The following is a 25,303-nucleotide window of genomic DNA, read 5'->3' on the forward strand; positions in this document are numbered from 1 at the left end:
AGGGGATCGTCGCGGACCGGGGTTCGGATGCGTTCCCGCAGGTCCGTGGTCTAGTCGGCGCGCGGCGGCATGGCCGCCAGCGCGGCCTTCGTGACGCCCTTGGCCTCGGCTTCGCAGTCGGGGTGCCGGGTGCCGTCCAGGAAGACGCGCACGACGAGGTTGCCGTCAAGGACGTTGAGCTGGCAGGTCTTCCGGTCCTTCGCGGAGGCCGTCCAGTACGCGGCGTCGCCGAAGCCGGTCTCGTCGCGCGTGTCCTTGGGGTCGTGAGCGAATTCCTTGCGCGCCCTCGCCGTGCCGTCGCGGCCGTCGTCCGACCGGTAGAGCTCCCAGGAGACGTCCGCGCTGGGGGTGAAGTTCCAGCCGTCCGGCTGGGGCTGATCCTTGTCGTACCAGGAGCACTCGGTCCGCGCGGGGTCCTGCTGTTCGATGTCTTTGTCCTTCCTCCGCTCCCCCTGGAGCGGAAGTTTGGACACGGCCTCCGAACACACCGGCCTCGTCACGTATTTGTCCGGCGTGCCGCCGCTGCCACCGCCGTCCTCACGCAGCAGCAGATACGCGCCCACGCCGACCGCCGCCGCGAGCACCGCGCCCACCGCGACCCAGGTCAGGGGACGCCGGTGGCGGGGTGGTGCGGCGGGGGCGCCAAACGTGGTGAGCGCGGCTGTCGGTGGCGCCGCGGGCGTGTCGTACGTCGTGAGCACGGCCGTCCCCGGAGCGGCGGCGCCCGGCGGAGGTGCCGTGCGCTCGGGGGCGCCGTCGAGCAGGCCCGCGACGCGGGCCCGCTGTTCGTCGACCATCCGGTGCACGGCGGGCGGCCACGGCCGGGCCGCCGGGGCCACCGGGCCGAGGAAGGCGAGCAGTTCGCCGGGCGTGGGCCGGGCGGCCGGGTCCTTCGCCAGACAGCGGGCGACGATCCCGTGCAGGGACCGGGGTACGCCGCTCAGGTCGGCCTCGGTGTGGACGACGTTGTAGAGCGTCTGGAGCGCGGAAGGGCCGGAGAACGGGCTGCGGCCGGTCGCCGCCATCACGAGCACCGACCCGAGTGAGAACACGTCGCTCGCGCCCGTCACTTCCCGGCTCTGCGCCTGCTCGGGCGACATGTACGGCGGCGAGCCGACCACCCAGCCGGTGCCGGTGAGTTCGGTGACGTCCCCGGACCGCGCCGCCCGCGCGATACCGAAGTCGATGACGCGGGCGCCGTCCTCCGCGAGCAGGACGTTCTCCGGCTTGAGGTCGCGGTGGACGAGACCGGCCCGGTGGATCTCGCCCAGCGCCGTCGCGAGGCCCACCGCCAGCCGGTGCAGGGCGGGCTCCGGCAGCGCGCCCGCGCGCTCCACGGCCGCCCCCAGGGAGGGGCCTGCCACGAACACCGAGGCGAGCCAGGGGAGTTCGGCGTCCGCGTCGGCGTCCAGGACGGCCGCGGTGTACGCGCCGGACACCCGCCGCGAGGCCGCCACCTCCCGCCGGAAGCGGGACCGGAAACCGTCGTCGGCCGCGTGCCGGGCGTGCACCAGCTTCACCGCCGCGGGCCGGCCGTCCGGCGCGACACCGAGCAGCACCCGGCCCATGCCACCCCGGCCGAGCTCGGTGAGGAGGACGTACGGCCCGGCCTTCTCCGGCAGCGGCGAGCTCACAGGGACGCCACCGCTCGCACGCTCTGGCGGGCCATGTCCTTCGTGACGCCCTCACATCCGCCCTTCGGATAGTGGACGCCCTTGACTTCGACGAACAGGGCCAGGTTGACGTCCCGTGCGTACAGCACGCAGTTGTTCTCGGTCGAGCGCTTCAGCCACATGCCCTCCTCCACGAAGCCGAGCCCGGGATCGCGCGGGGTGCTGTCGCGGATGTAGAAGCCCTCGTAATGCCGCTTCGCCAGCTCGGCGCCGGTGGGGCCGCCGGGACGGGAGGGGTAGAGGTCCCAGACGACGCTGATCTGGTCGCCGGAGCGGGTGGTCCAGTCGCAGGAGGTCTGCGGGTGTGTGTGCCCTCCGCCGTCCTGGGCCTGCCACACGGAGTCGGGGAAGTTGCCCCCCGGGTCGCCGAAACCGGACGGGGCCTTCATGCTGCCGCGGACCTGCACACAGGTCGGGACCGTCTTGGTGTACTTGTCCCGCACCTGCGCCAGCGGGACCGAGCCGGGGGTCGGCACGGGCTCGGGGGCGAATGCGTAGTAGACGTCGGCCGGGCCGATCGCCAGGACCGCGACCGCGGCCGCCGCGAGCACGGCGCCCGCCACGATCGCGGTGATGAGCCGGCGGGAGCGGCGACGTGGCGCCGGAGGCTGTGCCGTCCCCACGGTGGGGGGTGCCACTGGGACGGGCGGGACGGCCGGGACGGCCGGTGGCGCCGTACCGGCCGTTGCCGCGAGCCGGGCCGCCCAGGACCGGCGTTCCGCGATCCGCTCGTACACCGCTGCCGGCCAGGGCCGGGCGGGAGGGGGGAGCGGGCCGATCAGTGCGAGGAGCCGGGCCGGGGCCGGCCGGGCGGCCGGGTCCTGCGCCAGGCACGGCTCGACGATCCGGCGCAGCCGGGGCGGCAGGGAGCCGAGGTCGGGGGCGTCGTGGGCGACGGCGTGCATGAGCGCGAGCGGCGAGTCCCCCGCGTACGGGCTCCGGCCCGTGGCGGCCGTGACGAGCGTGACGCCGAGCGAGAACACGTCGCTCGCCGGCCCCGGCCGCTCGCCCCGGACCTGCTCGGGCGACATGAACGCGGGCGAGCCGATCACGGCGCCCGTGTGGGTCAGCTTCGTCTCGTGGTCGGCGGCGCGGGCGATCCCGAAGTCGACGACCCGTACGCCGTCCTCCGTCAGCAGCACGTTCGACGGCTTCAGGTCCCGGTGCACGAGGCCCGCCCGGTGGATGTCGTCCAGGGCCTGGGCGAGCCCGGCGGCGAGCAGCCGTACGGCCTCCTCGGGCAGTGTGCCGCCCGCGTCCAGCGCCTCACTCAGCGCGGGCCCCGGCAGGAAGAGGGAGGCGAGCCATGGCGTCGGCGCGTCCGGGTCGGCGTCGACGACCGGCGCGGTGTAGGCCCCGGACACCCGGCGCGAGGCGTCCACCTCCCGCCGGAACCGCGTACGGAACCCGGGGTCCTCCGCCAGATCGGCGTGCACCCGCTTGACGGCCACGAGCCGCCCGTCGGGCGCCACCCCGAGCAGCACCTGCCCCATGCCACCCTGCCCGAGCACCCCGACCGTCCGGAACGGCCCTACGTGCGTCGGTCTGTCCGCTCCCAGCATGCCCATGCCGAATCCGTCCTCCCCCTGGAACGGGTGGATCTTACTAAGGGTGCGAGCTTTGGGGTGAGGAAGACGCCGAGGTCCTTCCGGACGGGGCGCATGGGGTGGCGCTTCGCGGGGCCGCACGCGACTGTGGCACGCTCCCGAACCCGTTCGTAGATCAACCGCTGTCGCCACTCTGGCAGATGCCTATGACAACGGGCGGAGGGAGCACTGCTCCAGGACCTCACGCCGGACGTCGGTGCCTGTGTCCTGGGCGAGGGCGAGGGCGAGGGCGAGGCTCGGCCGGTGGGCGGCCGCTACGCAGCCTGCCTTTTTGGGCCGTCCAGCGGAGCAGGGGCCTCGCGGGAGCGTACGGCCAGCGCGGCGATGTCGTCGTCCAGGCCGCCGCTGCTGTACCGGAGGAGATCGCGGTGGAGCCTGTCGAGCAGTTCGCGGGGGTGGGCCGGGGTCTGCCGGCGCATCCAGTCCGCCAGCGGGAAGAACTCGCCCGCGCGGTCGCGGGCCTCGGTGACGCCGTCGGTGTAGAGGAGCAGTTGGTCGCCGTGGGCGAAGGCGAAGGTGTCGGTCTGGTAATGATCGCCGATCAGGTCCGCGAGGTTGAGCAGGGGTGAGGGGGCGGTCGGGTCCAGGACGCGTACCCCCTCCCGGGTCAGGAGCAGCGGCGGGGGATGCCCGAAGTTGAGGATTCTGACGATGCCGCCCTCGCAGGGGATCTCGACGAGGACGGCGGTGGTGAAGCGCTCCATCAGGTCGTCAGGGGGGAAGGCGGCGTTGTAGCGGGTGCTGCTGGCCTCCAGGCGGTGGGCGATGCCGGCGAGGTCGGGTTCGTCGTAGGCCGCCTCCCGGAAGGAGTTGACCACCGCCGCGGCCGCGCCGACCGCCGGCAGGCCCTTGCCCCGTACGTCGCCGATGAGCAGCCGGACGCCGAAGCCCGTGTCCGCCACCTCGTAGAAGTCGCCGCCGATGCGGGCCTCCGCGGCGGCCGCGAGATACAGCGACTCGACCTCGATGCCGCCGTAGCAGCGCGGCATCGGGCCCAGGACCACCTGCTGCGCGGCGTCGGCGACGAGCCGGACCTGGAACAGGGACTGCTCGCGCTGGAGCCGGACGTGGCTGCCGTAGGCCGCCGCCACGGTGACCGCGACGATCCCCGCCGCCGTGTACCCCGTCCCGAGGTCGGGGAAGACGATGCCCAGCCCGATCATGAGCAGAAAGCAGACCGTCCCCAGCAGCACCGTGGGCAGCACGGGCCACATGGCGGCCGCGAGGGCGGGGGCCGCGGGCAGGATGCGGCTGAAGGCCATGCTCCTGGGGGTGGTGTACGCCAGGCTGGCGATGACGGCCGTCAGGAGCACGGGGGACAGCAGAACCGGCGACCACCGGCCTTGGGGTCGGTGGAGACGCTGCTGTCCAGGCTTGCCCATGCTGGGCATCATATCTGTGCAATATGGATATATGGCTTCTTTTGGGCGCCCGCCGCTGGGTGCCCGCCGTCGGGCGGGGGCCTGTGCCCTGCCGGTGATCGGCGGGTGTCGTCGAAGTAATGTTCGATGGCGGGTCGTGTCGGCGCCCACCCCGGCGCCCTGATCGGACAGCCGTTCCCGTCAATGTCCCCCACGCGCCCCTCGCCGTCACTACGCTCACAGCATGCAGGTGACCATCACCGTGGAGAGCGTGAACGGCCCCGCGGGGCCCGATGACTTGAGGCGCTGGCTCGGCGGGCAGCCCGCGCTGCGCGGCAGGGTCCGCAGGGGGGCGGACGAGCCGCTGCCGGGGGCCATGGGGACCGCCGGGGATGTCGTGCTGGCGCTGCTCGAGCCAGGAGGTGTGGCCGCCGCGTTCGCCGGGGCGGTGGTCGCCTGGGTACGGACCCGCCGCGGTACGCAGACAGTGACGATCACCCGGCCCGACGGCACGCGGATGACCCTCAGCACCACCGAGGTCAAGGGGCTCGACGCCCGGCAGGCCGCCGAGCTGGCCCAGCGGCTGGCCGCCACCCTGGAGGACGGCCCCGCCGAAGTGCCGCCCGCCACGCCGCCGACGCCATGACCGGCGACGCGACGGCGGCCCCCGCGACCGGCCTGGCCGCGCCGGGCGCCCGGGCCGTGCTCGTCGGCACCGGCAGGCACGCGTCCGGATCGGCCCTCCCCGCGCTGCCCGGCGTCGACACCACACTCGACGACCTGGGCCGGATCCTCCGCGACGGCTGCGGAATGCCGGAAGAACACGTCCGCAGGGTCCCCGCCGACGCCACCGCCGCCGAGGTGATCGGCGCAGTCGAACAAGCGGTCGCCGAAGCCACCGGCACCGTGCTCTTCTGCTACACCGGCCACGGCCTCCTCGGCCCCGGTGACCAGCTCTACCTCGCCACCCGCGGCTCACTGGCTGAGGACACGATCGCCCACGGCGTGCCGTACGGCGTCGTCAAGGACCTGCTCGGCGGCGCCATGGGCGGCAGCGTCGTGGTCCTCGACTGCTGCTTCTCCGGGCGCGCCGCCGCTCCCGGCCGTCACCGCGGCGTCTACGACTCGGCCCTCCCCAACGGCAGCTTCCTGCTCACCTCCGCCTCCGACTTCGCCCTCTCCTACGCGCCGGAGGGGGAGCGGCACACCCTCTTCGGCGGCCGGCTGCTGCGGCTGCTGGAGGAGGGCGACCCGTCCGGCCCGCCCCTGCTGACGATGGACGACGTCCACGCGTACCTCGACCGGGCCTTCAGGGACGGCCCGGTCCGCCCGCACCGGCAGAGCGGGGGCACCCTCGGCGCGCTGGTCGTCGCCCCGAACCGCGCCTACCGCCCGGAGCGCCCCGCGGCCGCGCTGCCGCCCGCCGACGTGCCCTGCCCGTACCCCGGCATGGAACCCTTCCGGCCCGAGGACCGCGCCCACTTCTTCGGCCGCGAGGAGATCACCGGGCGACTGCTGGACGCCGTCTGCGACCCGGCGGCCGACGGCCGGCCGCTCGTCCTCGTGGGGGCCTCGGGCGCGGGGAAGTCCTCGCTGCTGCGAGCCGGGCTGCTCGCGGGCCTGGAAGACCGGCACGGAGCCGGGCGCCCCGGCGTGCCCTGGCCCGCCCTGCTGCTGCCCGCGCCCGGCCCGCACCCGCTGCGCGCCCTCGCCGAGCGCTGGGCCCGGGCGACCGGCCACCCGGCCGACGAGGTCCACCGCGCGCTGGCCGCGGGAGAGGAACTCCCCGCACCGCGGCCGGGCTTCCCGGCCTGCCGGTCACTGATCGTGGACCAGTTCGAGGAGACCTTCACCCGCTGCGCGGATCCGGAGGAACGCACCCGCTTCGTACGCCTGCTGTGCGCCACCGGCGGTGCCGGGCCCGCACGCCCGCGCGTCGTCCTCGGGCTGCGCGCCGACCACTACGGCAGCTGTCTGGCCCACCCCGAGCTCGTGCGGGCCCTGGAACACGGCCAGTTCACCGTGTCGCCCATGGGCGAGGCGGCATTACGGACCGCCGTCGAACAGCCCGCGCTCCGCGCCGGGCTCGCCCTGGAGGACGGCCTCACCGACCGCCTCATGGCGGACCTGCGGCAGGACTCCGGACGGGACGACCCGGCGGACGGCGCACCCGAAGCCACCGCGCTGCCGTTCCTCGCCCACGCCCTCCGCGAGACCTGGCTGCGCCGCTCCGGCGCCCTCCTCACCCTGGCCGGCTACCAGGCCACCGGCGGCATCCGGGAGTCCGTCGCCACCACCACCGAGACCCTCTACCAGGAACTGGACGAACCCTCCCGCGAGGCCCTGCGCGAACTCCTCCTGCGCATGATCCAGTTGACCGCGAACGCCGAGGCCGTACGCCGCCGGGTCGACCTCCCCCGCCTGCTCGCCGAGCGGCCGGAGCACGAGCGGCGGCTCATCGCGGACGTGTGCGACCGCCTCGCCGCCGCCCGCCTGGTCACCGTCGACCAGGACGGCGCCCAGATATCCCACGAGGCGCTGCTGCGCGCCTGGCCCCGGCTGCGCTTATGGATCCGCGACGCGCGGGCCGAACTCCTCGCCCACCAGGAGCTGTCCGACGCGGCGACGGCCTGGGAGGAGAATGGCCGCGACCCCGGCTATCTCTACACCGGCAGCCGCCTGGAGCGGATCCGGGGCTGGCTGGCCCCGGCGGACACCGGCCCGTCCATCGCGCTCACCGCGACGGAACGGGCGTTCGCCGAGGCCGGGGTGCGCGCGGCGCGCCGCCGCCGGCGCCGCCGCGTGGCCTTCGCCGCCGTGGCGGCCTGCCTGGCGCTGCTGCTCACCGGGGTCGGCACGTTCGCCGTCATCGAGCGGGGGCGCTCGCAGCAGCGGGCGGCGGTGCTGGACTCCAAGCTCATCGCCGGGCAGGCGGAATCCATGCGAGCGCTGGACGCGGGGGCGGCGCTCGACCTGAGCCTCGCGGCGTACGGCGCGGCGCACACGGTCGAGGCGCGGACGAGCCTGCTCCGCAGCGCGATGGCCCCGGTGAGCATCCGCCTGACCGGGCACACCGACCAGGTCCTGAAGCTGGCGTTCCATAAGGACGGGAAGGTGCTGGCCAGTTCGTCCGAGGACGGCACCGTGCGGCTGTGGGACACCGGCGACCCGTACCACCCGGCCGCCGGTCCCGTGCTGCGGACCGGCCGGGCGGTGAGTGCCGCCTGGCGTCCGGACGGGCGCTATCTCATGGGCGCCACGCATGAGGCCCTCTTCGTCTGGGACACGGCCGACCCGCTCCACCCACGCCAGGTGGCCCGGGTGCCGGCCGCGGCGGGCTACATCTCCAGCGGGGTCGCCTTCAGCCCGGACGGCCGGACCTTCGCGGTGCCGGCGGAGCGCGGGCGGGTGTGGCTGTGGGACGTGAGCGATCCCGCCCACCCGGTGTCCAGCGTGGTCCAGGTCGCCGACGACAAGGACGGCAGGATCGTCGGGGAGGTGGCCTACAGCCCAGACGGGCGGGTGCTCGCGGCATCGGTCCAGGACGAATCCGTGCGGCTGCTGGACACCGGCCGGGCGCGTACGCTCAAGCCGCTCGTCACGCTGAACGATGTCCACGTGTTCTCCCTGGCCTTCAAACCGGGCAGTCGGCTGCTGGTCGGCGGGGGCATACAGAAGCTGAAGCTGTGGGACACGACGGACCCGGCTCATCCCCGGAGCCGGGACGATGTCCCCGGATACAGCCTGTCCCGTGGTCTCTACAAGTCCCTCGCCTTCCGCGCCGACGGGGCGTTCCTGGCTGTGGCGGACGAGGCGGGCCGGTCGCTCCATACCTATGAATTCACCGAGTCCCGCAATGCCTCGTTGGACGGCGATGTGCCGTTGGACGCCAAGGCGCGCTCCGTCGCCTACCAGCCCGACGGCCGGGGCATGGCGGTCGGTGACGAGACCGGGCGGATCGCCGTTCGCGAGTCCCCGCCGCGGTCCCTGCCGGCGACGCTCGTGCACACGTGGAACGCGCCGGGCGCCGCGTTCGACCCGGCCGCACGTCATGTGGTGACAGGGGGTGGCTACGCCGACAAGAGCCCGGTGCGGATCTGGGACATCGGTGATACGCGCACTGCCTCACAGCGGGTCGCCGAGCTGCCGAAGCCCTGGGCCACGGCCACGTTCATCGCGCACGGGCGGTATCTGCTGAGTCGGAACAGCGACCAGACCCGCCTCAAGCTGTGGCACTTCGACAACAGCCGGCTGCGGCCGGGATACGAGTTCGAGCTGCCGGCCGGAGCGGTGAAGGACGACAACCCCGCGGAGGCCGCGGTGGATCGCGAGGGCACCCTCCTCGCTCTGCGGGGCGAAGCCGGGAGCGCGGTCGAGATCTGGGACATCCGCGACATCGACCACCCTGAGCGTCTCGCCCAGGTGCCCTGGCCGGAGGGTGACGGCCAGAAGCTGTTGGGTCTCGAGGCGGCGGGTGTGCTGGTGCTGATGGCCCCGCTGGAGACCCAGCTGTGGGACGTACGCGACCCCCGGCACCCCCGACGGGCGGACACGGTGAAGGAAAGGCCGTCGGCGATGTACGGCACCTCTCGCGGTGCCTTCCTGGTGAGCAAGGAGAAGGCACGCTCGACCGAGGAACCCAACGCGCATATATGGGCTGTCGCCGACGACGGCACCGCGAAGCTGACCGGTTCGATCAACAGCAAGGACTGGACGGACACCGTTCTCACCTCCGACCGCACCCTGGCCACTCTCTCCCAAGCCGGCCGGCCGATGCTGTGGGACTTGCGCAAGCCGCAGCAGCACGGGGTTCCCTTGCTGGGCCCCACCCCCAAGCTCCAGTCTGTGAAGGCATCCCGGGACAGTCGGCTGCTGGCGGCCTGGAATTCCGACGGTTTTCTCGGCTTGTGGCGCATCTCGGACCCGGACGGCGCCCAGCCCGGCGGCGACGACGAACAGCTCGTGATGTCCGATGGAGCACAGGGCGTGGACGTGATCGACGTGAGCCCTGATGGTGATCTTTTCATGACGGCGAGAGGGGGAAGCCCCCTCAAGGCCTTCGGCAGCCAAGGTCTCGTGGTGAGCACCGACTTCGGCCAGCTCACCCGCACCCTGTGTTCCGTCCGCACCGCCCCCATGTCCGACAAGCAGTGGAAGGACCTCCTGCCCGGCGTCGGCCGCCGCACCGGCTGCGAGTGACGAGGCCGGGACGGGCGGGAGTTCGGGGCCGCCCGTCCCGGCCTCGTGGGTCAGGCCCCCGCCGCCGTGACGACGGCGTCCGTGGCGAAGCCGAGCAGGAGTCCGAGCAGGACGCACCACGTCGTGAGCTGCTTCACGGCCGCCTTGCGGGCCACGGCGAGGAGTTCGATGACGACGTAGAGGATCGAGCCCGCGGCCAGGCCCTGGAAGGCGATCGAGAGGGTGTCGTTCACCAGGCGCTGGCCGACGAGTGTGCCCAGGAACGTGGGTCCGCCGCCGATCAGGCCGAGCCACAGCAGCGTGAGCCAGGAGGGGCGCTCGCCCTCGGCGGCCAGCGGGGCCACGATGCCGAAGCCCTCGGTGGCGTTGTGCAGACCGAATCCGACGATGAGCAGTACGGCCAGGGAGATGTCCCCCTTGGCAGCGGAGTTGCCGATGGCCAGGCCCTCGGCGAAGTTGTGCAGTCCGATGCCGGTGGCGATCATCAGGGCCAGCTCGCCCGCCTGCGTACGGGCGTCACGCGCGGGTTCGGCGACGGCGGCGCCCGGGCCGTCCGTCCGGTGTGCGGCGGCGCGGCGGCGCGCGGCCCAGGTGTCGTAGGAGACGAGGCCGGCCAGCCCGAGGGTGAGTCCGAGAGCGAGGACGGCACCGTCGGAGGCGACGGTGCCCCAGGAGTGGTCGGTGAGCGCCTGGTCGACCGGTTCCCAGGCGTGGGCCAGGACGTCCCAGACGAGGAAGATCAGGATGCCGATGGCGGTGGCGTTCAGGCCGGCCTTCAGGCGGGGGGTGGGCCCGCGCAGTCGGCCGATGGGGAGTCCGAGGTAGATGGTGAAGCCCGCGACGGCGCCGAGCAGGGCGATGTTCGAGCTGGACACGGGGAGCCTCCGTGGTGGAGAGAGCGGAGAAGTGGGGGGAGGCGACCGTCGACTTTAAGTCAAGTGAGGCTTGCCTAAAAACAGTTCGGCCGTGAATTTGAGAAGCTCGTTACCTCGCAGGTCGGGGCGTTATCAGCGCCGTACCGTCAGGGCAATCGAACTGCTCCGACGCGCCCCGCGATCGAAAGGACCCACCCGTCATGATGCGCTTACGCAGAGCGGTCTTCGCCGCGAGCCTCGTGTCCGCGCTGCTGGCCGGTGGCTCGCGGCTGCCTGCCGCCGCGGCTCAGGCGTCCGGCGCCAGGGCCCTCGCCGCGTGTACGGAGAAGGCGGGCGCCGAGGTCTTCCACGAGGGCGGCGTGCCGCTGCTCGACTGGAAGGAGAACCTGGAGTTCGACGGGCGCGGCACCCTCTGGGTCGCGCACCTCACCAAGAACCGGGTCGAGGGCTACGCCCCGGACGGCACGCTCAAGGCCAGCGTCCCCGTGAGCGGCCCCGGCGGGATCCGGCGCGGTCCCGACGGGATGATGTACGTCAACTATGGCGTGAATCCGCTGTCTTCCTGGGCGACGGGCGGCGGCATCGTGCGGTTCGATCCGACCGCCGCCGCCCCGAAGGCGGAGACGTTCGTGGACGGGCTGTCCGGCGTCAACGGCCTGGTCATCGACTCCGTAGGCAATCTCTACGTCAGCCGCGAGCTGGCCACCGGCATTCTCAAGATCCGGCCGGACGGCACGAAGGACGAGAAGTGGACGCGGGCGGCGGACGTCTTCGGCACCAACGGCCTGGAGATCGTCGGTGACCAGCTGTACGCGAGTGTCATCACCGACACCGCGTCCCCGGTCGTGCGCGTCCCCCTGAACGATCCGGCGGCCCGCACCACGGTCGTCGAACTCAGCCCGAACCCGCTGAAGACCAAGGTTCTCGACGACCTCACCGCCTTCGAGGGCACGTTGGTGGTCGCGAGCTTCCGCGACGGTGAACTCCTCCAGGTCGACCCGGCCACCGGCCGGTCCTGTGTGCTGGTGTCGGGGCTGCGCATGCCCACCAGCGTCCGCGTCCCCCGTGGCTTCGGCGACCACGACGGGCGGCGCGAGCTGTTCGTGTCCGAGGCGTCCGGCCGTGTCGTCAAGGTGACGGTCGGCTGACGGGGGACCGTACGGAAACGGTGACGGGCCGACGGGGTCCCACCGTCCACGCCGCCGGCCGGCCCGCTGCCCGAGGCCGTCCGGCGGTCCGTGCGCGCCCTCACCAGCGCAGGGCGGTGAAGTCGACGGCACGGGGCCGGAGTTCCCGCGTGCGGTCCGCCAGCCGCCGCATGCGCGCGGCCATGTCGTCGGCGGGGAGGCGCCGCCGGTCGCCGTGGCCCGGCAGCAGCCACTCGAAGCGCAGCCCGGCGGCGGTCCGGGCCAGGGAGGCGGCCAGCACCTCGATGGAGTACCACGTGACGCTGTCCGCCACCTCGATGTCCCCGGTCGTCCGTGACCAGTAGAAGCTGTCGCCGCTGAAGCCGTAGCGCTCGTCCGCGATGTAGACGACGCTCCCGCGCGTGTGCCCCGGAAGGGGGTGGGCGACCACGCCGTCGGCGATCCGGACCGCTTCCGTGCCGCTGAGCACGCGGTCGGCGTCCGGAGCCGCGTCGAGGTCGCCCTCGTGGATCCACAGCCGGGCGCCGAAGCGGTCGGCGTAGCGGCGGCCGTGCGCGGCGTGGTCGCGGTGGGTGAGCAGGACGTCGGTGATGGGCCCCAGCGCCTCGTACCGCGTGGCGAGCGGGGCGCTCCAGCGCGGGGTGTCGATCATCATGGTGGTGCCGCCGGGGCGGCGCAGCACATAGGAGTTGGCCCCCGCGGTGCGCGTGGAGTTGTGCCCGCACAGGTACACGCCGTCGTCCAGGGCCATCGGGAAGGGGTCCAGCTCCGTGCCCAGCCGCCCCTCCGGCGGGTGGATCGACCGGGTGTGGCAGGCGTGCGCCGCTGCGTGGAGCGCCTGGACCTCGGCCTGGTCGCGCGGCGCGCGGAGAACGACCGACCGGCCGTCCGCCTCCCCGATCAGGCCGGGGGCCAGCTGCCGTGCGACGTCGCAGTTGGTGCACCGCTCGTCCACGCGCCAGTCGCCCTCGAACCGTTCCGCACCCATGGCCCCACTCCCTCACACGTCGCGCCCGCCGGCCGGCGGCTCACCCTCAGGGATATCCCGCGCCGCGGGGAAAGGGGAACGGGGTCCGGACCTTGTGCTTGTGGAGGGGCGCTGCTCTTGACGGCACCTGTGGTGACACACAGTGACTGCCGCCTCACTCCGGCCGACCGGGCGGGCCGGTCGGCCGGAGTGACGCCGGTCAGTGCCCGGAAGGCGTCGGCTCCAGGACGAGGACCGGGATCTCGCGCTCGGTCTTCTTCTGGTAGTCGGCGTAATCGGGGTAGGCCGCGACCGCGCGCTCCCACCAGCGGGCCTTCTCCTCGCCGGTGACCTCACGGGCCGTCATGTCCTGGCGCACGGGCCCGTCCTGGAGCTCGACGCGTGGATCGGCCACGATGTTGTGGTACCAGACGGGGTGCTTGGGCGCGCCGCCCAGGGAGGCGACCACGGCGTAGCGGCCGTCGTGTTCCACCCGCATCAGCGGGGTCTTGCGGATCTTGCCGCTCTTCGCGCCCAGGGTCGTGAGGACGACGACGGGCATGCCCCGCATCGTCGTCCCCTGTGTGCCGCCCGAGCTCTCGTAGAGCTCGACCTGCTCGCGGGCCCGCTGGTCCGGGCTCGGTTCGTACTCACCCTCAAGAGGCATGCTGCCGTCCTGTCTTCGGAGTCTCGTCTCGGAACACGCGCAGTGGCGGCCACGGGCTCGTCGCCCACGGCCGTCCTGTTCTCTCCTTCAACCATCACATCCGCTGACATCATCCCTTCCTCCCGCCTCCCGCGCACGGGGGCCGCGCCGACGCCTTCCGCCGCCGGACTACCGGCGGTAACCTGCGATGTCGTCCGCTGTGAGGAGTGATCTGTGGGCGCAGCCGCCGGCTTCGATCCCGCCGTCGAGCACGAGCGGACCCGCGCCGCGCTGCGCGCCGCCGTGCCGCGCCTGGCCGGGCTGCTCCGCGACGCGCCGGACGGGAGCGCGCCCTCCGGGCTCCCGGAGTGGACGGTGAGCGATGTCGACGCGCACCTGTGCGCCGTGTATCTGGCGTACTGCTCCGCGTTCACCGGGGAGTTCGACGGCTGGGACGACGTACTGCCGTCCCGTGAAGGGCCGTTCGCCGAGCGGATCACGGCCGTGAACGCCAAGGCGATCGGCGTCTTCGCCGAGGAGGCGCGGGCCCGACCCGGTGACGCCGTCGCCGAGCGGGGCGAGGCGTTCCTCCGGATCACCGAGGGGCTCGCGCCCGACACGCCCGTCCCGACGCCCTGGTACGGCGGGGGCGTCGTGCTCACGCTGGCGGCGGCGACCGGGCTGATGCTCAGCGAGACGCTCGTCCACGGCCTGGACGTCGCGCGCGGCGCCCGCCTGCCGGGGGCGATATCGCCGGACGAGGCACGCCTGGCCATCGGGCAGGCATTCCCGGCGATGATGCCGATGGCCCTGGACGTGGCGAAGGCGCGCGGGGTCCGCCTCGCGTTCGACGTCGCCGTCAAGGGCGGGCCCCGGCTGGCGGTCGTCGTGGAGGACGGGGCCGCGACGGTGACCCGCGACGCGCCGCCGCGTTCCTACGACTGCCGGATCACGGCGGCGCCGGTCACGTTCCTGCTGATCGGCTTCCGGCGCGTCCCGCTCTGGAAGGCGATCGCGCGCGGCCGGCTCCGGGCCGGCGGCCGCAGGCCGTGGCTCGCCACCCGCCTCACGGAGCTCATCGCTAGCCCCTGACTCCCGGATCCGCAGGGGGAGTTCACTCGGCGGGCGGCCGGGCGTGGCCCCCGGTCACCGTCACCACGACGAGCAGCGCCACCGCCGCGGCCAGCGCGTGCGCCGCCCCCGCCCGCAGGAAGAGGGCGCCGCCGCACAGCGCCCCGGCGAACATGGTGGCCAGGGAGACGAAGCGGCGTACGGTCGCGGGGCCCGGCTCGTCGGCGATGAGGCCGGTGATGGTGCGGGTCAGCACGGTGGTCGTCAGGTCGGGCACGCCGAGCCTGCGGACGACCGCGTTCTGCATGCCCATCCCGCAGGCGAGCAGCGCGATGAGCGCGGCCTTCGCCGGAGCCGCCTTGTGCCCCGCTGTCAGCGTGACCACCAGCGCCGCCGTGGCCAGGGCCGCGTGGGCGGTGGTGACCGCGGCGAACAGCCGCCTGGTGTGCGGGACCCGCCGCCCGAGGTGCCCGGCCGTCCACGCGCCCGCCATGAACGCGCCGAAGGCGAGCAGCGACGCCCAGGCCGACAGGCTCCGGGCCCCGGCCAGGGCGAAGCCGAGGAAGACGACGTTGCCGGTCATGTTGGCCACGAAGACGTGGTCGAGGCCGAGATAACTCACCGCGTCCACGAAGCCGGTGACGAGCGTGAGCAGGACGAGCGCGGCCGGGAGGGTGCCGTGCGCGTTGCCGCCGCCGGGGAACAGCCGGTCGGCGGCGCCCTCCAGCACCCTCCTCATGGCATGCCGTCAGGCACCGGCGCGCGGATCGGTGACGCCCCCCGGGCAGGCGAGGCGTTCGGTGTCCCAGCCCGCGAGCCCGGCCGCGGCCTGATAGACCGTCTCGTAGAAGTCGAGCACCTTCTCCACCGCGTCCGGCTCGCCGCGCACGTCGTCGTAGGCCAGCGTGGCCAGGTGACTGCCGCGCTGCTCGGCCCACCGGGCCGCTGCCGGCCGCAGGGGCCGGCCGGCCAGGCCCGCGGGCTCGGGCGCGGCGTAGGAGTAGAAGGCGGGGTGGGGGAAGGTGTCGTCGCCGAACCAGAAGCCCGCGCTGATGACCTCGCGGGAGTACGCCTCCCGGGTCACGGGGTCGGCCTCCGGCGGTGGGTCGACCCTGCGGTCGGAGAAGCGGGTGACCGCGAGGTCGAAGGTGTGCCAGAAGTGATGCACAGGACTGATCTTGCCGGAGTAGCGCGAGGAGAACTCCTCCAGCACCAGGCTCACTTGGCTGAGCACCTGCCAGTACCGGTTGACCCAGAACGGGTCGTACGAGGCGTGCTCGGTGTCCTCGGTGAACGGCCGCCGCGTGTCGGGCAGGTCGAACGGGTGCGGATGCGCGACGGTCACCTCCGCCCCGATCGCCCGCAGTGCCGCGAGCGTCCTGTGGTGGAACGTGGCCACGGACTGCCCGAGCAGGGAGAACGACTGCTCGCCGCCGTCCAGGGCACGCACGATCAGCCGGTGGGTCACGAAGTCGAAGTCGATCGTGAAGACCGGATTGCCGTCCAGCAGTCCCATCGGACGGGTCGTGATGCCGGATCCGGTGACATGGAAGGGGACGTTCCACCAGTGGTTCCGCCGGGTGCTCCCGGCCAGCCGGATCTTCCCGATGAACTGCGCGAAGCGGTGCAGCGTCTCCTTCGACGCCTGCCACTGGGCCAGCGGGATCGGGGGAAAGACCTCCACGCCGCCTCACTCCTCGCGCTCGCCCCCGGCCGGGCACGGCCGTGGCTTCCGAGGCTAGGCGACGGCTCCGGGCCCCGCATCCCGGGCGCGGCCGTCATGTCTTCGCACAATGCCGTTGTTCGTGCAGTGCCATGGCGTCGCCGCCTACGACCCGCATCCCGGGCGCGGCCGTCACCCGGGCCCGGGCGCGAGGCGGAGCCGGGCCGGGGGCGCGGGCGGGGGAGAGGGGAGCCGCAGGGGCGCGGCGCCGGGAGTCAGGGAGCCCAGGACGCGGGCGTGCCCGGCCCCCGTGCACGCCGGGACCGTGCCCGGCAGGCCGTGCGCGGTCAGGAAGCCCAGCACCGCGAACGCGTACGCCTCCTTGGCCGCCGACGGCACGCCCAGCTCGTCGGACGTCCGCACCGGGACCCCGGGCAGCGCCGCCGCCAGCGCGCCCATCAGCGCCGGATTGCGCGTCCCGCCCCCGGAGGCGACGACCTCCGTGCCCCCGCAGGCCCGGACGGCGTCGGCCACGGTACGCGCCGTGAGCGCGGTGAGCGTGGCGACGACGTCCTCCGTCGGCAGCGGCCCGAGCCCCGCCGACGCGGCCAGCAGATACGGCAGATGGAAGAGCTCCTTGCCGGTGGTCTTCGGCGCGGGCCGCGCGTAGTACGGCTCGGCGAGGAGCCGCGCCAGCAGCGGGCGGTGCACGGTGCCGCGCGCGGCCAGCGCGCCGTCGGCGTCGAAGGCGCGGCGTCCGCCGGAGGCGTGCCGGACGGCCGCGTCGATCAGGGCGTTGCCGGGCCCCGTGTCGTAGGCCCGGCCGCTGCCGGGCACCGTGATGTTCGCGATGCCGCCGAGGTTGAGGGCGACGGGGCGGCCCGGCCGGTCGCGCAGCCACAGGGTGTCGAAGAGCGCGACCAGCGGCGCGCCCTGGCCGCCCGCCGCCACATCGCGGGAGCGGAAGTCCGAGACGACCGGCAGCCCGGTGCGTTCGGCGATCCAGGACGGCGCGCCGATCTGCAGGGTGCCGTGGACGCGGCCGTTCTCCGCCCAGTGGAAGACGGTCTGGCCGTGCGAGGCGACGAGCTCCGCGCGCCCCGCGCACAGTTCGCGGTCGGCGCGGGCGGCCACCTCCGCGAACGCCCGTCCGATCCCGGTGTCGAGCCGGCACACCGTCTCCAGGGTGGTCGTCGCCGGGGGCAGCGCGGCGGCGAGCTCCGCGCGCAGCTCCTCGCCGTACGCCTGGCCGAGCGCGCCCAGCGGCGCCAGGCGCAGGGTGTCACCGTCGAGGCGCAGATCGGCCGCCGCGGCGTCGACCGCGTCGTACGACGTCCCCGACATCAGCCCGATCACCCGCATGGCCGCCGCCTCTCAGTCGCGCAGGGCGCGCCGGTGGTCGTCGGCGCGCAGCGTCAACAGCGTCGCACCGCTGATCGCGCAGGTCGCCATGGCGTAGTACGCGGGGATGTCGGCGTCGGCGGTGCGGTCGAGCAGCTCGGTGAGGATGAGCCCGGCGCAGCCGGAGAAGACGGCGTTGGCCAGCGAATAGGCCAGCCCCAGGCCCGTGCAGCGCACCCGGGCGGGGAACATCTCCGCCAGCATCGCGGGCCCGGGCCCGGCCATCAGCCCGGTCACCGCCCCGGCCAGGAGCACCGCCAGGCCCTTGACCGGCGTCGGCGTGCCCTCGGCCTGGACGACTCTGAGCAGCGGGAAGGCGAGGAGGACGACCAGCCCCGCCCCCGTGGCCAGCACCGGCCGGCGGCCGACGCGGTCGCTCAGCGCGCCGGCGGGCAGGATGGACAGCGCGAACCCGAGGTTGGCCAGGAAAGTGGCGGTCAGCGCCTGCTGGAAGGTGGCGCCGAGGGTGTGCTGGAGATATGTCGGCAGGACCACCAGGAAGGTGTAACCGGCCGCCGACCAGCCCATGATCCGCCCGACGCCCAGTGCCACGGCCCGCAGCACCTCGCGCGGCGCGGCGGCCGGGGCCGCCTCCGGCCGGCCTACGGGCTCCGCTCCGGGTTGTGCCAGCCGGAGCCACAGCGCCGCCAGGCCGAGCGGCAGCGCCAGCAGGAACGGCAGCCGCCACCCCCAGGCGTACAGCGCCCGTTCCCCCAGGACCGCCGCCGTCCCGGCGGCCAGCCCCGCCCCGGCCAGCAGCCCCAGCGCGACCGTGAACGACTGCCACGCGCCGTACAGCCCGCGCTTCCCGCGCGGAGCCGACTCCGTCATCAGCGACACCGCGCCTCCGAACTCCCCGCCCGCGGAAAGCCCTTGGAGCGCGCGCACGGAGGTCAACACCCAGGGAGCGGCTGTGCCGAGCGCGGCGCGGGTGGGCAGCAGGCCGATCGCGGTGGTGGCTGCCGTCATCAGCAGCACGGCCATGACGAGCGCGGCGCGGCGGCCGAGCCGGTCGCCCACACGCCCGAACAGCGCCGCGCCGACCGGCCGGAAGAAGAAGGCCAGCGCGAACGACGCGTACGTCTTGACCAGCCCCTCGGCGCCGTTCCCCGGGCCGCCGCCGAAGAACTCGGCGGCGATGACCGTGGCGAAGGCGCCGTACACCCCGAACTCGTACCACTCGATGAAATTGCCCGCCGACCCCGCGAGGAGCGCGCGCCGGGCCCGCGTCCGGCGGGCGGTGCCGCGGCTGTCGCCGGTCAGTACGGACACGGAGCCTCCCTGGGAAGGGGCGTCCAGACAGGTGTAGCAGCCGGGCGGGTTCGGGGCAGCCCGGGCGCCGGGCTTGTTTGGCGCGCGGCGGTCCGGGCACGCGATCGGAGGCCGGAGAAACACTCCTACGACGAGAGGAACACCATGAGTGCCCACGAAAAGGCCAAGGCCAAGGGCGAGCAGCTCAAGGGCAAGGCCAAGGAGGAAGCCGCCCGCAAGGTCGGCAACGAGCGGAAGACGGCCGAGGGCCGCGGCGAGAAGGTCAAGGGCGACCTGCGCGCGGCGAAGGAGAAGGCCAAGGACGCCTTCAAGGACTGACCCTTCGTCACCATACGCGGCCCGAGGGCGTTATGAGCGGGCGCGCGGCCGGGGTTCGCCGCGGCGGACCGCGCCCGGCGCCCGCCCCGCCGGATGGTCGGCCTTGGCCGAGGACGTGAGCTGCCAGGGGACGCTGGTGACCATGACGCCGGGCGTGAAGAGCAGCCGGCTCTTGAGCCACAGCGCCGACTGGTTGTGGAGCAGGTGTTCCCACCAGTGACCCACCACGTACTCGGGGATGAAGACGCCCACCACGTCGCGCGGGCTCGACCGGCGCACGGAGCGGATGTACTCCACGACCGGACGGGTGATCTCGCGGTACGGGGAGTCGACCACCTTGAGCGGGATGTCGATGTCGAGGGCCGCCCACTGCTCCCGCAAGTGGGCGGTCTCCTCGCGGTCGACGGCGACCGTGAGCGCCTCCAGCTCGTCCGGCCGGAAGGCGCGGGCATAGGCCAGGGCCCGCAGCGTCGGCTTGTGCAGGGTGGAGATCAGCACGATGCCCAGCACCCTTGAGGGCCGCGCGAGTTCGGTCCTGGGGTCGTCGACCGCGAGCTCGGCGGCGACGCTGTCGTAGTGGCGGCGGATGCCCCGCATCATCAGACACAGCACCATGGCGGCGACCACCGCCAGCCACGCGCCCTGGGTGAACTTGGTGGCGAGCACGATCACCAGCACCAGGCCGGTGACCACGGCGCCGAGCGCGTTGATGACCCGCGCCACCCGGCCGTGCCGCCGCCTCTCCGCGTCGGTGGCCGGGTCGCGCAGCTCACCGTTCCAGTGCCGGACCATCCCGGTCTGCGACAGCGTGAAGGACGTGAAGACGCCCAGGATGTAGAGGTGGATGAGGCTGGTGACATCCGCCTTGAAGAACCACAGCAGCAGGCCCGCGGTGAGGGCCAGGGCGAGGATGCCGTTGGAGAAGGCCAGCCGGTCGCCGCGGCTGTGCAGCTGCCGCGGCAGATAGCGGTGCTGGGCCAGGATGGAGGCCAGCAGCGGGAAGCCGTTGAAGGCGGTGTTCGCCGCCAGGATCAGCACCAGGGCCGTCGCCGCCTGCACGAAGTAGAACCCGAAGCTGTGCTCGCCCCCGAAGACGGCCGCCGCGAGCTGCGCGATCACGGTCCGCTGGGTGTACGACCCGCAGTCACCCGGCACCCCGGTGAGCCGGCAGGAGTCGGCGGTGATGTGCACCTTGGTGATCAGCGCGAGCGTGGTGACGCCGACGAACATCACCACCGCGATGGTGCCCATGATGCCCATGGTGCTCGCGGCGTTCTTCGACTTGGGCTTGCGGAACGCGGGTACGCCGTTGGAGATCGCCTCCACGCCCGTCAGCGCCGTACAGCCGCTGGAGAAGGCCCGCAGGCACAGCATGATCAGGGCGAAGCCCGCCAGCCCGGCGTCCGCGGGTTTCGCCGTGACGCCGAACGAGGCGCTCTCGGAGACCGGCGCGTGCCCCAGCAGATAGCGCAGCAGTCCCGTGGCCACCATGATCAGCACGCCGGTGATGAAGAGATAGGTGGGGGCGGCGAAGGCCCGCCCGGACTCGCGCATCCCCCGCAGGTTCACCCCGGTCAGCAGCGCGACGAAGCAGACGGCCATCAGCACCCGGTGGTCCGCGAGCGCGGGCACCGCCGAGATGATGTTGTCCACGCCGGAGGCGACCGAGACCGCCACCGTCATCACGTAGTCGACCAGCAGGGAGGCCGCGACCACCAGCCCCGCCGAGGGGCCCAGGTTGGTCGAGACCACCTCGTACGAACCGCCGCCGCTGGGGTAGGCGTGCACCACCTGCCGGTAGGAGAGCACCACCACGGCCATCAGGGCCACGACCGCCGCCGCGATCCACGGCGTGAAGTGCAGATACGCCAGGCCGCCGAGCGTGAGCACCAGGAGGATCTCCTGCGTGGCGTAGGCCACCGACGACAACGGGTCCGACGCGAAGATCGGCAGGGCGAGACGCTTGGGGAGGAGGGTCTCCTGGAGCTCTTCGCTGCGCATGGCGCGGCCGAGGGCCAGCCGTTTGAGGAGGGCCGTCACATTGATCACGGTGTGAGCGTAAGTCCTGTGTGTGACGGTATGCGGGGCATGCGGAGGTGTGTCAGGTGAGGATCAGGTTGTGCGGGGCAGCGGCACCGTGGCGACGGCGTGCTTCACCAGGCTGCCGAGGTGGAGCCGGCCGTCGTGCTCCAGGGCGCAGGTGACCATGTGGTAGGCGCCGTCGTCGCGCCGCAGGTCGTGCACCGTACGGCCTGCGGCGTCGAGACCCCGCACCCACGCCGTGCGGCGCGCGTCCGGCAGCAGCGCGTCCGGCAGGGACCAGACCGCCTTGCGCAGAAACGGATGGTGACGGTGCAGCAGGTCGAGCGTGACGTCCCTGGCGGAGGCCAGTGCCACCCAGACCAGGCCGCTCTCACCGGTCGTCAGATTGTCGGGGAAGCCGGGCAGGTTGTCGGCGAAGATGTCGTCCTCGCCCGCTCGCGGCCCCGTGAGCCACAGCCGCCGCAGCCGGTAGGAACCCGTCTCCGCGACCACCAGGTACGAATCGTCGGGCGCCAGGCAGACGCCGTTGGCGAACTGCAGCCCGTCCAGCACGACTTCCGCCTCGCCCCCCGGCACCCACCGCACGACGCGGCCGGTGCCGGAGTGCTCCAGGAGGTCGCCCTTCCACTGGCGGAGGGGAAACCTGCGGCTGGCGTCGCTCACATAGACCGTGCCGTCGCGGGTCACGGCCACATTGCTGCACACGCGCAACGGCTCACCCGCGACCTCGGTCAGTACGGCCTCCACCGCCCCGCTCGCCGGGTCGATCCGCAGCAGGCCGCTGTAGGCGTCGCAGACCAGGACCCGGCCGTCGGGCAGCGCGTGCAGCCCCAGCGGCCGCCCGCCCGTACGGGCCACCTGCTCCACCTGCCCGCTGTCGGGGTCCACCCGGAGGATCCGGCCGTCGGCCACACCGGTGAGCAGCTTCCCCGACGCGTCGAGCGCGAGGTGCTCCGGCCCCTCCCCGCCGATCGGCAGCAGCCGGGGGGCCGGCATGGTGGCGCGGCCGCCCGCCGCCGCGCGCGGGCGGGGCGGCGGGCGCCAGACCACCGGTTCCATGGGCGGCTTCTGTGCCATCGGCGCCTCATCCCCTCCGCTCGGCCCGTACGCAGCGGAGCATCTCCTCCGCGTACGGCAGGACGACAAAGGCTCCCACGGCGGCCGCGATCGCGGCGAGATAGCCCGCGGGCAGCGGCTGTTCCTTGGGCACGAGCCGCCAGTCGTCCGGCCCGCCCCCGCCACGGCGCAGCCCGGCCCGGACCTGGTCCCAGTGCAGGCACGCGGTGAACGCGGCCGCCGAGAGGGGCAGCACCTCCAGGAAGCTGTGGATGTGCTGCTCGATCGGGCGCAGCTCCCGCTCCTGGGAGGCCAGGGTGACGTCCCACACGGCGGTCGCGCCGTGGGCCACGGCCGCGCCGCCCATCAGGGACAGGACCAGCGGGTTGACCTTCGCGACGAGCGCCGCGACGACCGGCACGCCCGCCTCGGTCATCATCAGCGCGTGCACCGCCGACTCCCGCACACCGCTGGTCTCCTCGATCCGGGTGCGCCGGTGCATGACCCAGTCCGCGACGCTCGGGACGAACCACAGCGGCAGCACCCCGTACATCAGGAACCGGCGGCTGGCGTTCTCCACGTCGTCCGCGCCCGGCGGGACGCGCAGGGCGGGCCGCTCCCGCCACCGCAGCCACCGCCGTGCCGGGCCGGTCCTGGACACGATCTCGCGCATGGAACTCCTCTCCGGGCGGGGTGTCACGCCGATGCCTTGCCGAACTCTTCGACGAAGGCCGGGCAGAACGCCTTCAGGTCGTCCGGTTTCCGGCTGGTGACCAGGGTGTTGGGCCCCTGATCGCAGCGGACCACCTCGCGGTCGGCCCAGGTGCCGCCCGCGTTGCGGATGTCGGTGCGCAGGCTGGGCCAGGAGGTGAGGGTACGGCCGCGCAGCACGTCGGCCTCGACGAGAATCCACGGGGCGTGGCAGATGGCGGCGACGGGCTTGCCCGCGTCGAAGAAGGCCCTCACGAAGGCCACGGCCCGCTCGTCCGTCCGCAGGGCGTCGGGGTTGGCGACGCCGCCGGGCAGCACCAGCCCGTCGTACTCCTCGGGCCCGGCCTCCTCCAGGGTGCCGTCCACGGCGAAGGTGTCGCCCTTGTCGAGGTGGTGGAATGCCTGGATCCGCCCGGTCTCCGTGGAGATCAGCCGGGGGGTGCCGCCCGCGTCGAGCACCGCCTGCCACGGGTCGGTCAATTCGATCTGCTCGACACCCTCCGGTGCCATGAGGAACGCGACGCGCATTCGGGTGGTCCTTTCCGTTTCGGTGTCCCGCTACGGGTGACCCGTAGCGGGCCGGGAAAACCCGGTGCTCCCTGAATCCGCCCGTACGGCCCGTGCTCCCGGTGCGGTTGCGGGCGCCGGGGGCCGAGCTCAGGGTGGAGCCGGAAACACCCTTCTTCACAGACGAGGAGACCCGGTCATGGGCAAGGGCAAGGCGAAGGCCAAGCAGGCCAAGGGCCAGCTGAAGGAAACGGCGGGGCGGGCCGCGAACGACAAGCGCCTGGAGGCCGAGGGCCGGGCGGAGAAGGTGGCCGGGAAGGCACAGGAAGCCGTCGCCAAGGCGAAGAAGGACCTCGGCGGCTGAGCGGGTGACCGGGGCCGTTCCGGGGCAGTGCCCCGGGCCCCGGTCCTCAGCGCACGGCCCGGCCCGGACGCCGGGCACGGCGCAGTGCCCGGCGTTCCGACTCCGTCGTGCAGCCCCATATCCCGTATTCCTGGCCCGAGCGCAGCGCCCAGGTGAGGCACTGCTCCACGACCGGGCATCGCCGGCACACGGATTTCGCCGCGTCGGCCTGCGTGCGGGCCGGATCGCGTGTGCCGATGGGGAAGAACAGCTCGGGGTCTTCTTTTCTGCATTCCGCGTGCTGTCGCCAATTCACGTCTCGCTCAATTCGATTGCCCGATGGAGGGGGCCGGTCCGTACGGCCCGTTTCCTCGCGGGTGACCCCGTGAGGCAATCGAAAACACGGTTCCGCCCGGCCGCGGATCCCTCACGCTGCCGCGGGCCGCTCCGACACGGGCCGCGCGTTCCACGTGCGGACACCGGTGCCGGCGGGCGGCCGGTTCGCGCCCAGGGCCGCCCTCGCCTCGGTGGCGTACGTGTCCACGTACTCCTGCTCCGAGAGCTTGAGGATCGCGTACATGATCTCGTCCGTCACGGCGCGCAGCACCGCGCGGTGGTCCTGCATCCCGTCGTAGCGCGAGAAGTCCAGCGGCTCCCCGAAGCGGATCGTGATCGGCACGAGGCGCGGCAGGCGGCGTCCGGCCGGCTGTGCCTCGAACGTGCCGATCATCGCGCAGGGGATCACGGGCGCGCCCGACCGGAGCGCCATGGCCGCCACGCCGACCCGGCCCTTGTAGAGCCGGCCGTCGTGCGAGCGGGTCCCCTCGGGGTAGATGCCGAGCAGCCCGCCCCGCCCCAGGACACCCAGTGCCGTGTCGACCGCGGCCTGTGCCGCCTCCTTGCCCGACCGGTCCACGGGTATCGCCCCGATGCCCCGGAAGAAGGCCGCGACGAGCCGGCCCTTGAGGCCCGGCCCGGTGAAGTACTCCTGCTTCGCCAGGAAGGAGATCCGGCGCCTGACCATGACCGGCATCATGAAGTGGTCGGAGAACGACAGGTGGTTGCCCGCGATGATCGCCGCACCGGACCGCGGCAGGTGCTCCATCCCCTCCACCCGCGGCCGGAACAGCCAGCGCAGCAACGGCACCAACACCACGGATTTGAAAGCGAAGTAGAACAAGATCAATGATCCCTTCGGCCGGTTTGGCCCCCGCGCCGACGCACGCTAGTCGGCCGCCCGGATCATGGGGAGAGGGACTATTGAGCCATTCCTCCCGGCACCGCGTGCCACCACCGGCCGCCGTGCCACGGACATGGGCCGCCGTGCCCGCGCACGGCGTACAACGGGCGGCACGGGGGCGCGAATTCGTACGACAAGGGACCCCGGTGTTTCCGTACCCAGGCCCGGTGCGCCCCTGTCACCTTGGGGCCCGCCCGTCACC

Annotated in this window: 22 protein-coding genes; 6 read left to right on the forward strand and 16 right to left on the reverse strand. The window is 73.2% G+C overall.

Annotated features, from left to right (window positions below; translation table 11 throughout):
- Positions 1-50 precede the first annotated feature (50 nt).
- The 3 genes from ACH427_RS08865 to ACH427_RS08875 form a co-directional block, all read right to left on the reverse strand.
- Positions 51-1,634 (reverse strand): serine/threonine-protein kinase, encoded by a 1,584-nt coding sequence (locus tag ACH427_RS08865; protein ID WP_398868727.1) that lies wholly within the window; start codon positions 1,632-1,634, stop codon positions 51-53.
- A complete protein-coding gene (locus ACH427_RS08870) occupies positions 1,631-3,241 on the reverse strand; it encodes a serine/threonine-protein kinase (protein WP_398868728.1) in 1,611 nt (536 codons plus the stop codon). Before ACH427_RS08870 ends, ACH427_RS08865 begins: the two co-directional genes overlap by 4 nt.
- Positions 3,242-3,534: 293 nt before the next feature.
- Positions 3,535-4,662 carry a PP2C family protein-serine/threonine phosphatase gene (locus ACH427_RS08875; RefSeq protein ID WP_398868729.1) on the reverse strand — a complete coding sequence of 376 codons (1,128 nt, stop codon included), beginning with the start codon at positions 4,660-4,662 and terminating at the stop codon, positions 3,535-3,537.
- Positions 4,663-4,885: 223 nt separating this feature from the next.
- Here ACH427_RS08875 and ACH427_RS08880 point away from each other — a divergent pair, with 223 nt between their 5' ends.
- The gene (locus ACH427_RS08880) at positions 4,886-5,287 is read left to right on the forward strand and encodes a hypothetical protein (RefSeq protein ID WP_398868730.1); all 402 of its coding nucleotides are present in this window, start codon (positions 4,886-4,888) and stop codon (positions 5,285-5,287) included.
- Positions 5,284-9,840, forward strand: a complete 4,557-nt coding sequence (locus ACH427_RS08885; protein ID WP_398868731.1) for a hypothetical protein — start codon at positions 5,284-5,286, stop codon at positions 9,838-9,840. Before ACH427_RS08880 ends, ACH427_RS08885 begins: the two co-directional genes overlap by 4 nt.
- A gap of 50 nt (positions 9,841-9,890) precedes the next feature.
- Here the strand turns inward: ACH427_RS08885 and ACH427_RS08890 are convergent, their stop codons facing one another.
- Positions 9,891-10,715 carry a ZIP family metal transporter gene (locus ACH427_RS08890; RefSeq protein ID WP_398868732.1) on the reverse strand — a complete coding sequence of 275 codons (825 nt, stop codon included), beginning with the start codon at positions 10,713-10,715 and terminating at the stop codon, positions 9,891-9,893.
- Positions 10,716-10,915: 200 nt separating this feature from the next.
- Between ACH427_RS08890 and ACH427_RS08895 the strand changes: the two genes are divergently transcribed.
- Positions 10,916-11,863 carry an SMP-30/gluconolactonase/LRE family protein gene (locus ACH427_RS08895; RefSeq protein ID WP_398868733.1) on the forward strand — a complete coding sequence of 316 codons (948 nt, stop codon included), beginning with the start codon at positions 10,916-10,918 and terminating at the stop codon, positions 11,861-11,863.
- A gap of 100 nt (positions 11,864-11,963) precedes the next feature.
- On the opposite strand, the gene ACH427_RS08900 is transcribed toward ACH427_RS08895, so the two are convergent.
- Positions 11,964-12,851, reverse strand: a complete 888-nt coding sequence (locus ACH427_RS08900) for an MBL fold metallo-hydrolase (RefSeq protein WP_398868734.1) — start codon at positions 12,849-12,851, stop codon at positions 11,964-11,966.
- 199 nt (positions 12,852-13,050) lie between these two features.
- The gene (locus tag ACH427_RS08905) at positions 13,051-13,497 is read right to left on the reverse strand and encodes a nitroreductase family deazaflavin-dependent oxidoreductase (RefSeq protein WP_398868735.1); all 447 of its coding nucleotides are present in this window, start codon (positions 13,495-13,497) and stop codon (positions 13,051-13,053) included.
- 213 nt (positions 13,498-13,710) lie between these two features.
- Here ACH427_RS08905 and ACH427_RS08910 point away from each other — a divergent pair, with 213 nt between their 5' ends.
- Positions 13,711-14,568 (forward strand): maleylpyruvate isomerase family mycothiol-dependent enzyme, encoded by an 858-nt coding sequence (locus tag ACH427_RS08910; RefSeq protein ID WP_398868736.1) that lies wholly within the window; start codon positions 13,711-13,713, stop codon positions 14,566-14,568.
- A gap of 22 nt (positions 14,569-14,590) precedes the next feature.
- On the opposite strand, the gene ACH427_RS08915 is transcribed toward ACH427_RS08910, so the two are convergent.
- From ACH427_RS08915 to ACH427_RS08930, 4 genes are all read right to left on the reverse strand, one after another.
- Positions 14,591-15,286: a YoaK family protein gene (locus tag ACH427_RS08915; protein ID WP_398868737.1), complete on the reverse strand. Its 696-nt coding sequence runs from the start codon at positions 15,284-15,286 to the stop codon at positions 14,591-14,593.
- A gap of 9 nt (positions 15,287-15,295) precedes the next feature.
- Positions 15,296-16,231 (reverse strand): DUF5996 family protein, encoded by a 936-nt coding sequence (locus tag ACH427_RS08920; protein WP_398868738.1) that lies wholly within the window; start codon positions 16,229-16,231, stop codon positions 15,296-15,298.
- 171 nt (positions 16,232-16,402) lie between these two features.
- A complete protein-coding gene (locus ACH427_RS08925; RefSeq protein ID WP_398868739.1) occupies positions 16,403-17,572 on the reverse strand; it encodes an anhydro-N-acetylmuramic acid kinase in 1,170 nt (389 codons plus the stop codon).
- A gap of 12 nt (positions 17,573-17,584) precedes the next feature.
- Complete coding sequence (locus ACH427_RS08930) at positions 17,585-18,883, reverse strand: MFS transporter (RefSeq protein WP_398868740.1); 1,299 nt, start codon at positions 18,881-18,883, stop codon at positions 17,585-17,587.
- Positions 18,884-19,027: 144 nt separating this feature from the next.
- Here ACH427_RS08930 and ACH427_RS08935 point away from each other — a divergent pair, with 144 nt between their 5' ends.
- The gene (locus tag ACH427_RS08935) at positions 19,028-19,201 is read left to right on the forward strand and encodes a CsbD family protein (RefSeq protein ID WP_398868741.1); all 174 of its coding nucleotides are present in this window, start codon (positions 19,028-19,030) and stop codon (positions 19,199-19,201) included.
- Between the two features lie 30 nt (positions 19,202-19,231).
- Here ACH427_RS08935 and ACH427_RS08940 read toward each other — a convergent pair whose 3' ends face one another.
- The 4 genes from ACH427_RS08940 to ACH427_RS08955 form a co-directional block, all read right to left on the reverse strand.
- A complete protein-coding gene (locus ACH427_RS08940) occupies positions 19,232-21,250 on the reverse strand; it encodes an APC family permease (protein ID WP_398868742.1) in 2,019 nt (672 codons plus the stop codon).
- Between the two features lie 63 nt (positions 21,251-21,313).
- On the reverse strand, positions 21,314-22,321 hold the full coding sequence (locus tag ACH427_RS08945; RefSeq protein ID WP_398868743.1) for an SMP-30/gluconolactonase/LRE family protein: 1,008 nt from the start codon (positions 22,319-22,321) through the stop codon (positions 21,314-21,316).
- Positions 22,322-22,328: 7 nt separating this feature from the next.
- Positions 22,329-22,973 carry a diguanylate cyclase gene (locus ACH427_RS08950; protein WP_398868744.1) on the reverse strand — a complete coding sequence of 215 codons (645 nt, stop codon included), beginning with the start codon at positions 22,971-22,973 and terminating at the stop codon, positions 22,329-22,331.
- A gap of 23 nt (positions 22,974-22,996) precedes the next feature.
- Positions 22,997-23,539 (reverse strand): type 1 glutamine amidotransferase domain-containing protein, encoded by a 543-nt coding sequence (locus ACH427_RS08955; protein WP_398868745.1) that lies wholly within the window; start codon positions 23,537-23,539, stop codon positions 22,997-22,999.
- A gap of 178 nt (positions 23,540-23,717) precedes the next feature.
- On the opposite strand from ACH427_RS08955, the gene ACH427_RS08960 reads away from it, so the two are divergent.
- Positions 23,718-23,882, forward strand: a complete 165-nt coding sequence (locus ACH427_RS08960; protein ID WP_398868746.1) for a CsbD family protein — start codon at positions 23,718-23,720, stop codon at positions 23,880-23,882.
- 46 nt (positions 23,883-23,928) lie between these two features.
- Here ACH427_RS08960 and ACH427_RS08965 read toward each other — a convergent pair whose 3' ends face one another.
- The gene (locus ACH427_RS08965; protein WP_398868747.1) at positions 23,929-24,177 is read right to left on the reverse strand and encodes a WhiB family transcriptional regulator; all 249 of its coding nucleotides are present in this window, start codon (positions 24,175-24,177) and stop codon (positions 23,929-23,931) included.
- Between the two features lie 111 nt (positions 24,178-24,288).
- Positions 24,289-25,041 carry a lysophospholipid acyltransferase family protein gene (locus tag ACH427_RS08970; protein WP_398868748.1) on the reverse strand — a complete coding sequence of 251 codons (753 nt, stop codon included), beginning with the start codon at positions 25,039-25,041 and terminating at the stop codon, positions 24,289-24,291.
- Positions 25,042-25,303: the final 262 nt, after the last annotated feature.

This window comes from Streptomyces sp. NPDC020379 (assembly GCF_044387105.1).
In the GTDB taxonomy this organism is placed as follows: Bacteria; Actinomycetota; Actinomycetes; order Streptomycetales; family Streptomycetaceae; genus Streptomyces.

Coding starts and splice junctions, on each gene's coding strand:
- ACH427_RS08925 (WP_398868739.1), bottom strand. CDS start 17,572: ATGCGGGTGATCGGGCTGATGTCGGGGACGTCGTACGACGCGGTCGAC.
- ACH427_RS08935 (WP_398868741.1), top strand. CDS start 19,028: ATGAGTGCCCACGAAAAGGCCAAGGCCAAGGGCGAGCAGCTCAAGGGC.
- ACH427_RS08900 (WP_398868734.1), bottom strand. CDS start 12,851: ATGGGTGCGGAACGGTTCGAGGGCGACTGGCGCGTGGACGAGCGGTGC.
- ACH427_RS08870 (WP_398868728.1), bottom strand. CDS start 3,241: ATGGGCATGCTGGGAGCGGACAGACCGACGCACGTAGGGCCGTTCCGG.
- ACH427_RS08915 (WP_398868737.1), bottom strand. CDS start 15,286: ATGAGGAGGGTGCTGGAGGGCGCCGCCGACCGGCTGTTCCCCGGCGGC.
- ACH427_RS08875 (WP_398868729.1), bottom strand. CDS start 4,662: ATGGGCAAGCCTGGACAGCAGCGTCTCCACCGACCCCAAGGCCGGTGG.
- ACH427_RS08895 (WP_398868733.1), top strand. CDS start 10,916: ATGATGCGCTTACGCAGAGCGGTCTTCGCCGCGAGCCTCGTGTCCGCG.
- ACH427_RS08880 (WP_398868730.1), top strand. CDS start 4,886: ATGCAGGTGACCATCACCGTGGAGAGCGTGAACGGCCCCGCGGGGCCC.
- ACH427_RS08955 (WP_398868745.1), bottom strand. CDS start 23,539: ATGCGCGTCGCGTTCCTCATGGCACCGGAGGGTGTCGAGCAGATCGAA.
- ACH427_RS08960 (WP_398868746.1), top strand. CDS start 23,718: ATGGGCAAGGGCAAGGCGAAGGCCAAGCAGGCCAAGGGCCAGCTGAAG.
- ACH427_RS08905 (WP_398868735.1), bottom strand. CDS start 13,497: ATGCCTCTTGAGGGTGAGTACGAACCGAGCCCGGACCAGCGGGCCCGC.
- ACH427_RS08950 (WP_398868744.1), bottom strand. CDS start 22,973: ATGCGCGAGATCGTGTCCAGGACCGGCCCGGCACGGCGGTGGCTGCGG.
- ACH427_RS08945 (WP_398868743.1), bottom strand. CDS start 22,321: ATGGCACAGAAGCCGCCCATGGAACCGGTGGTCTGGCGCCCGCCGCCC.
- ACH427_RS08885 (WP_398868731.1), top strand. CDS start 5,284: ATGACCGGCGACGCGACGGCGGCCCCCGCGACCGGCCTGGCCGCGCCG.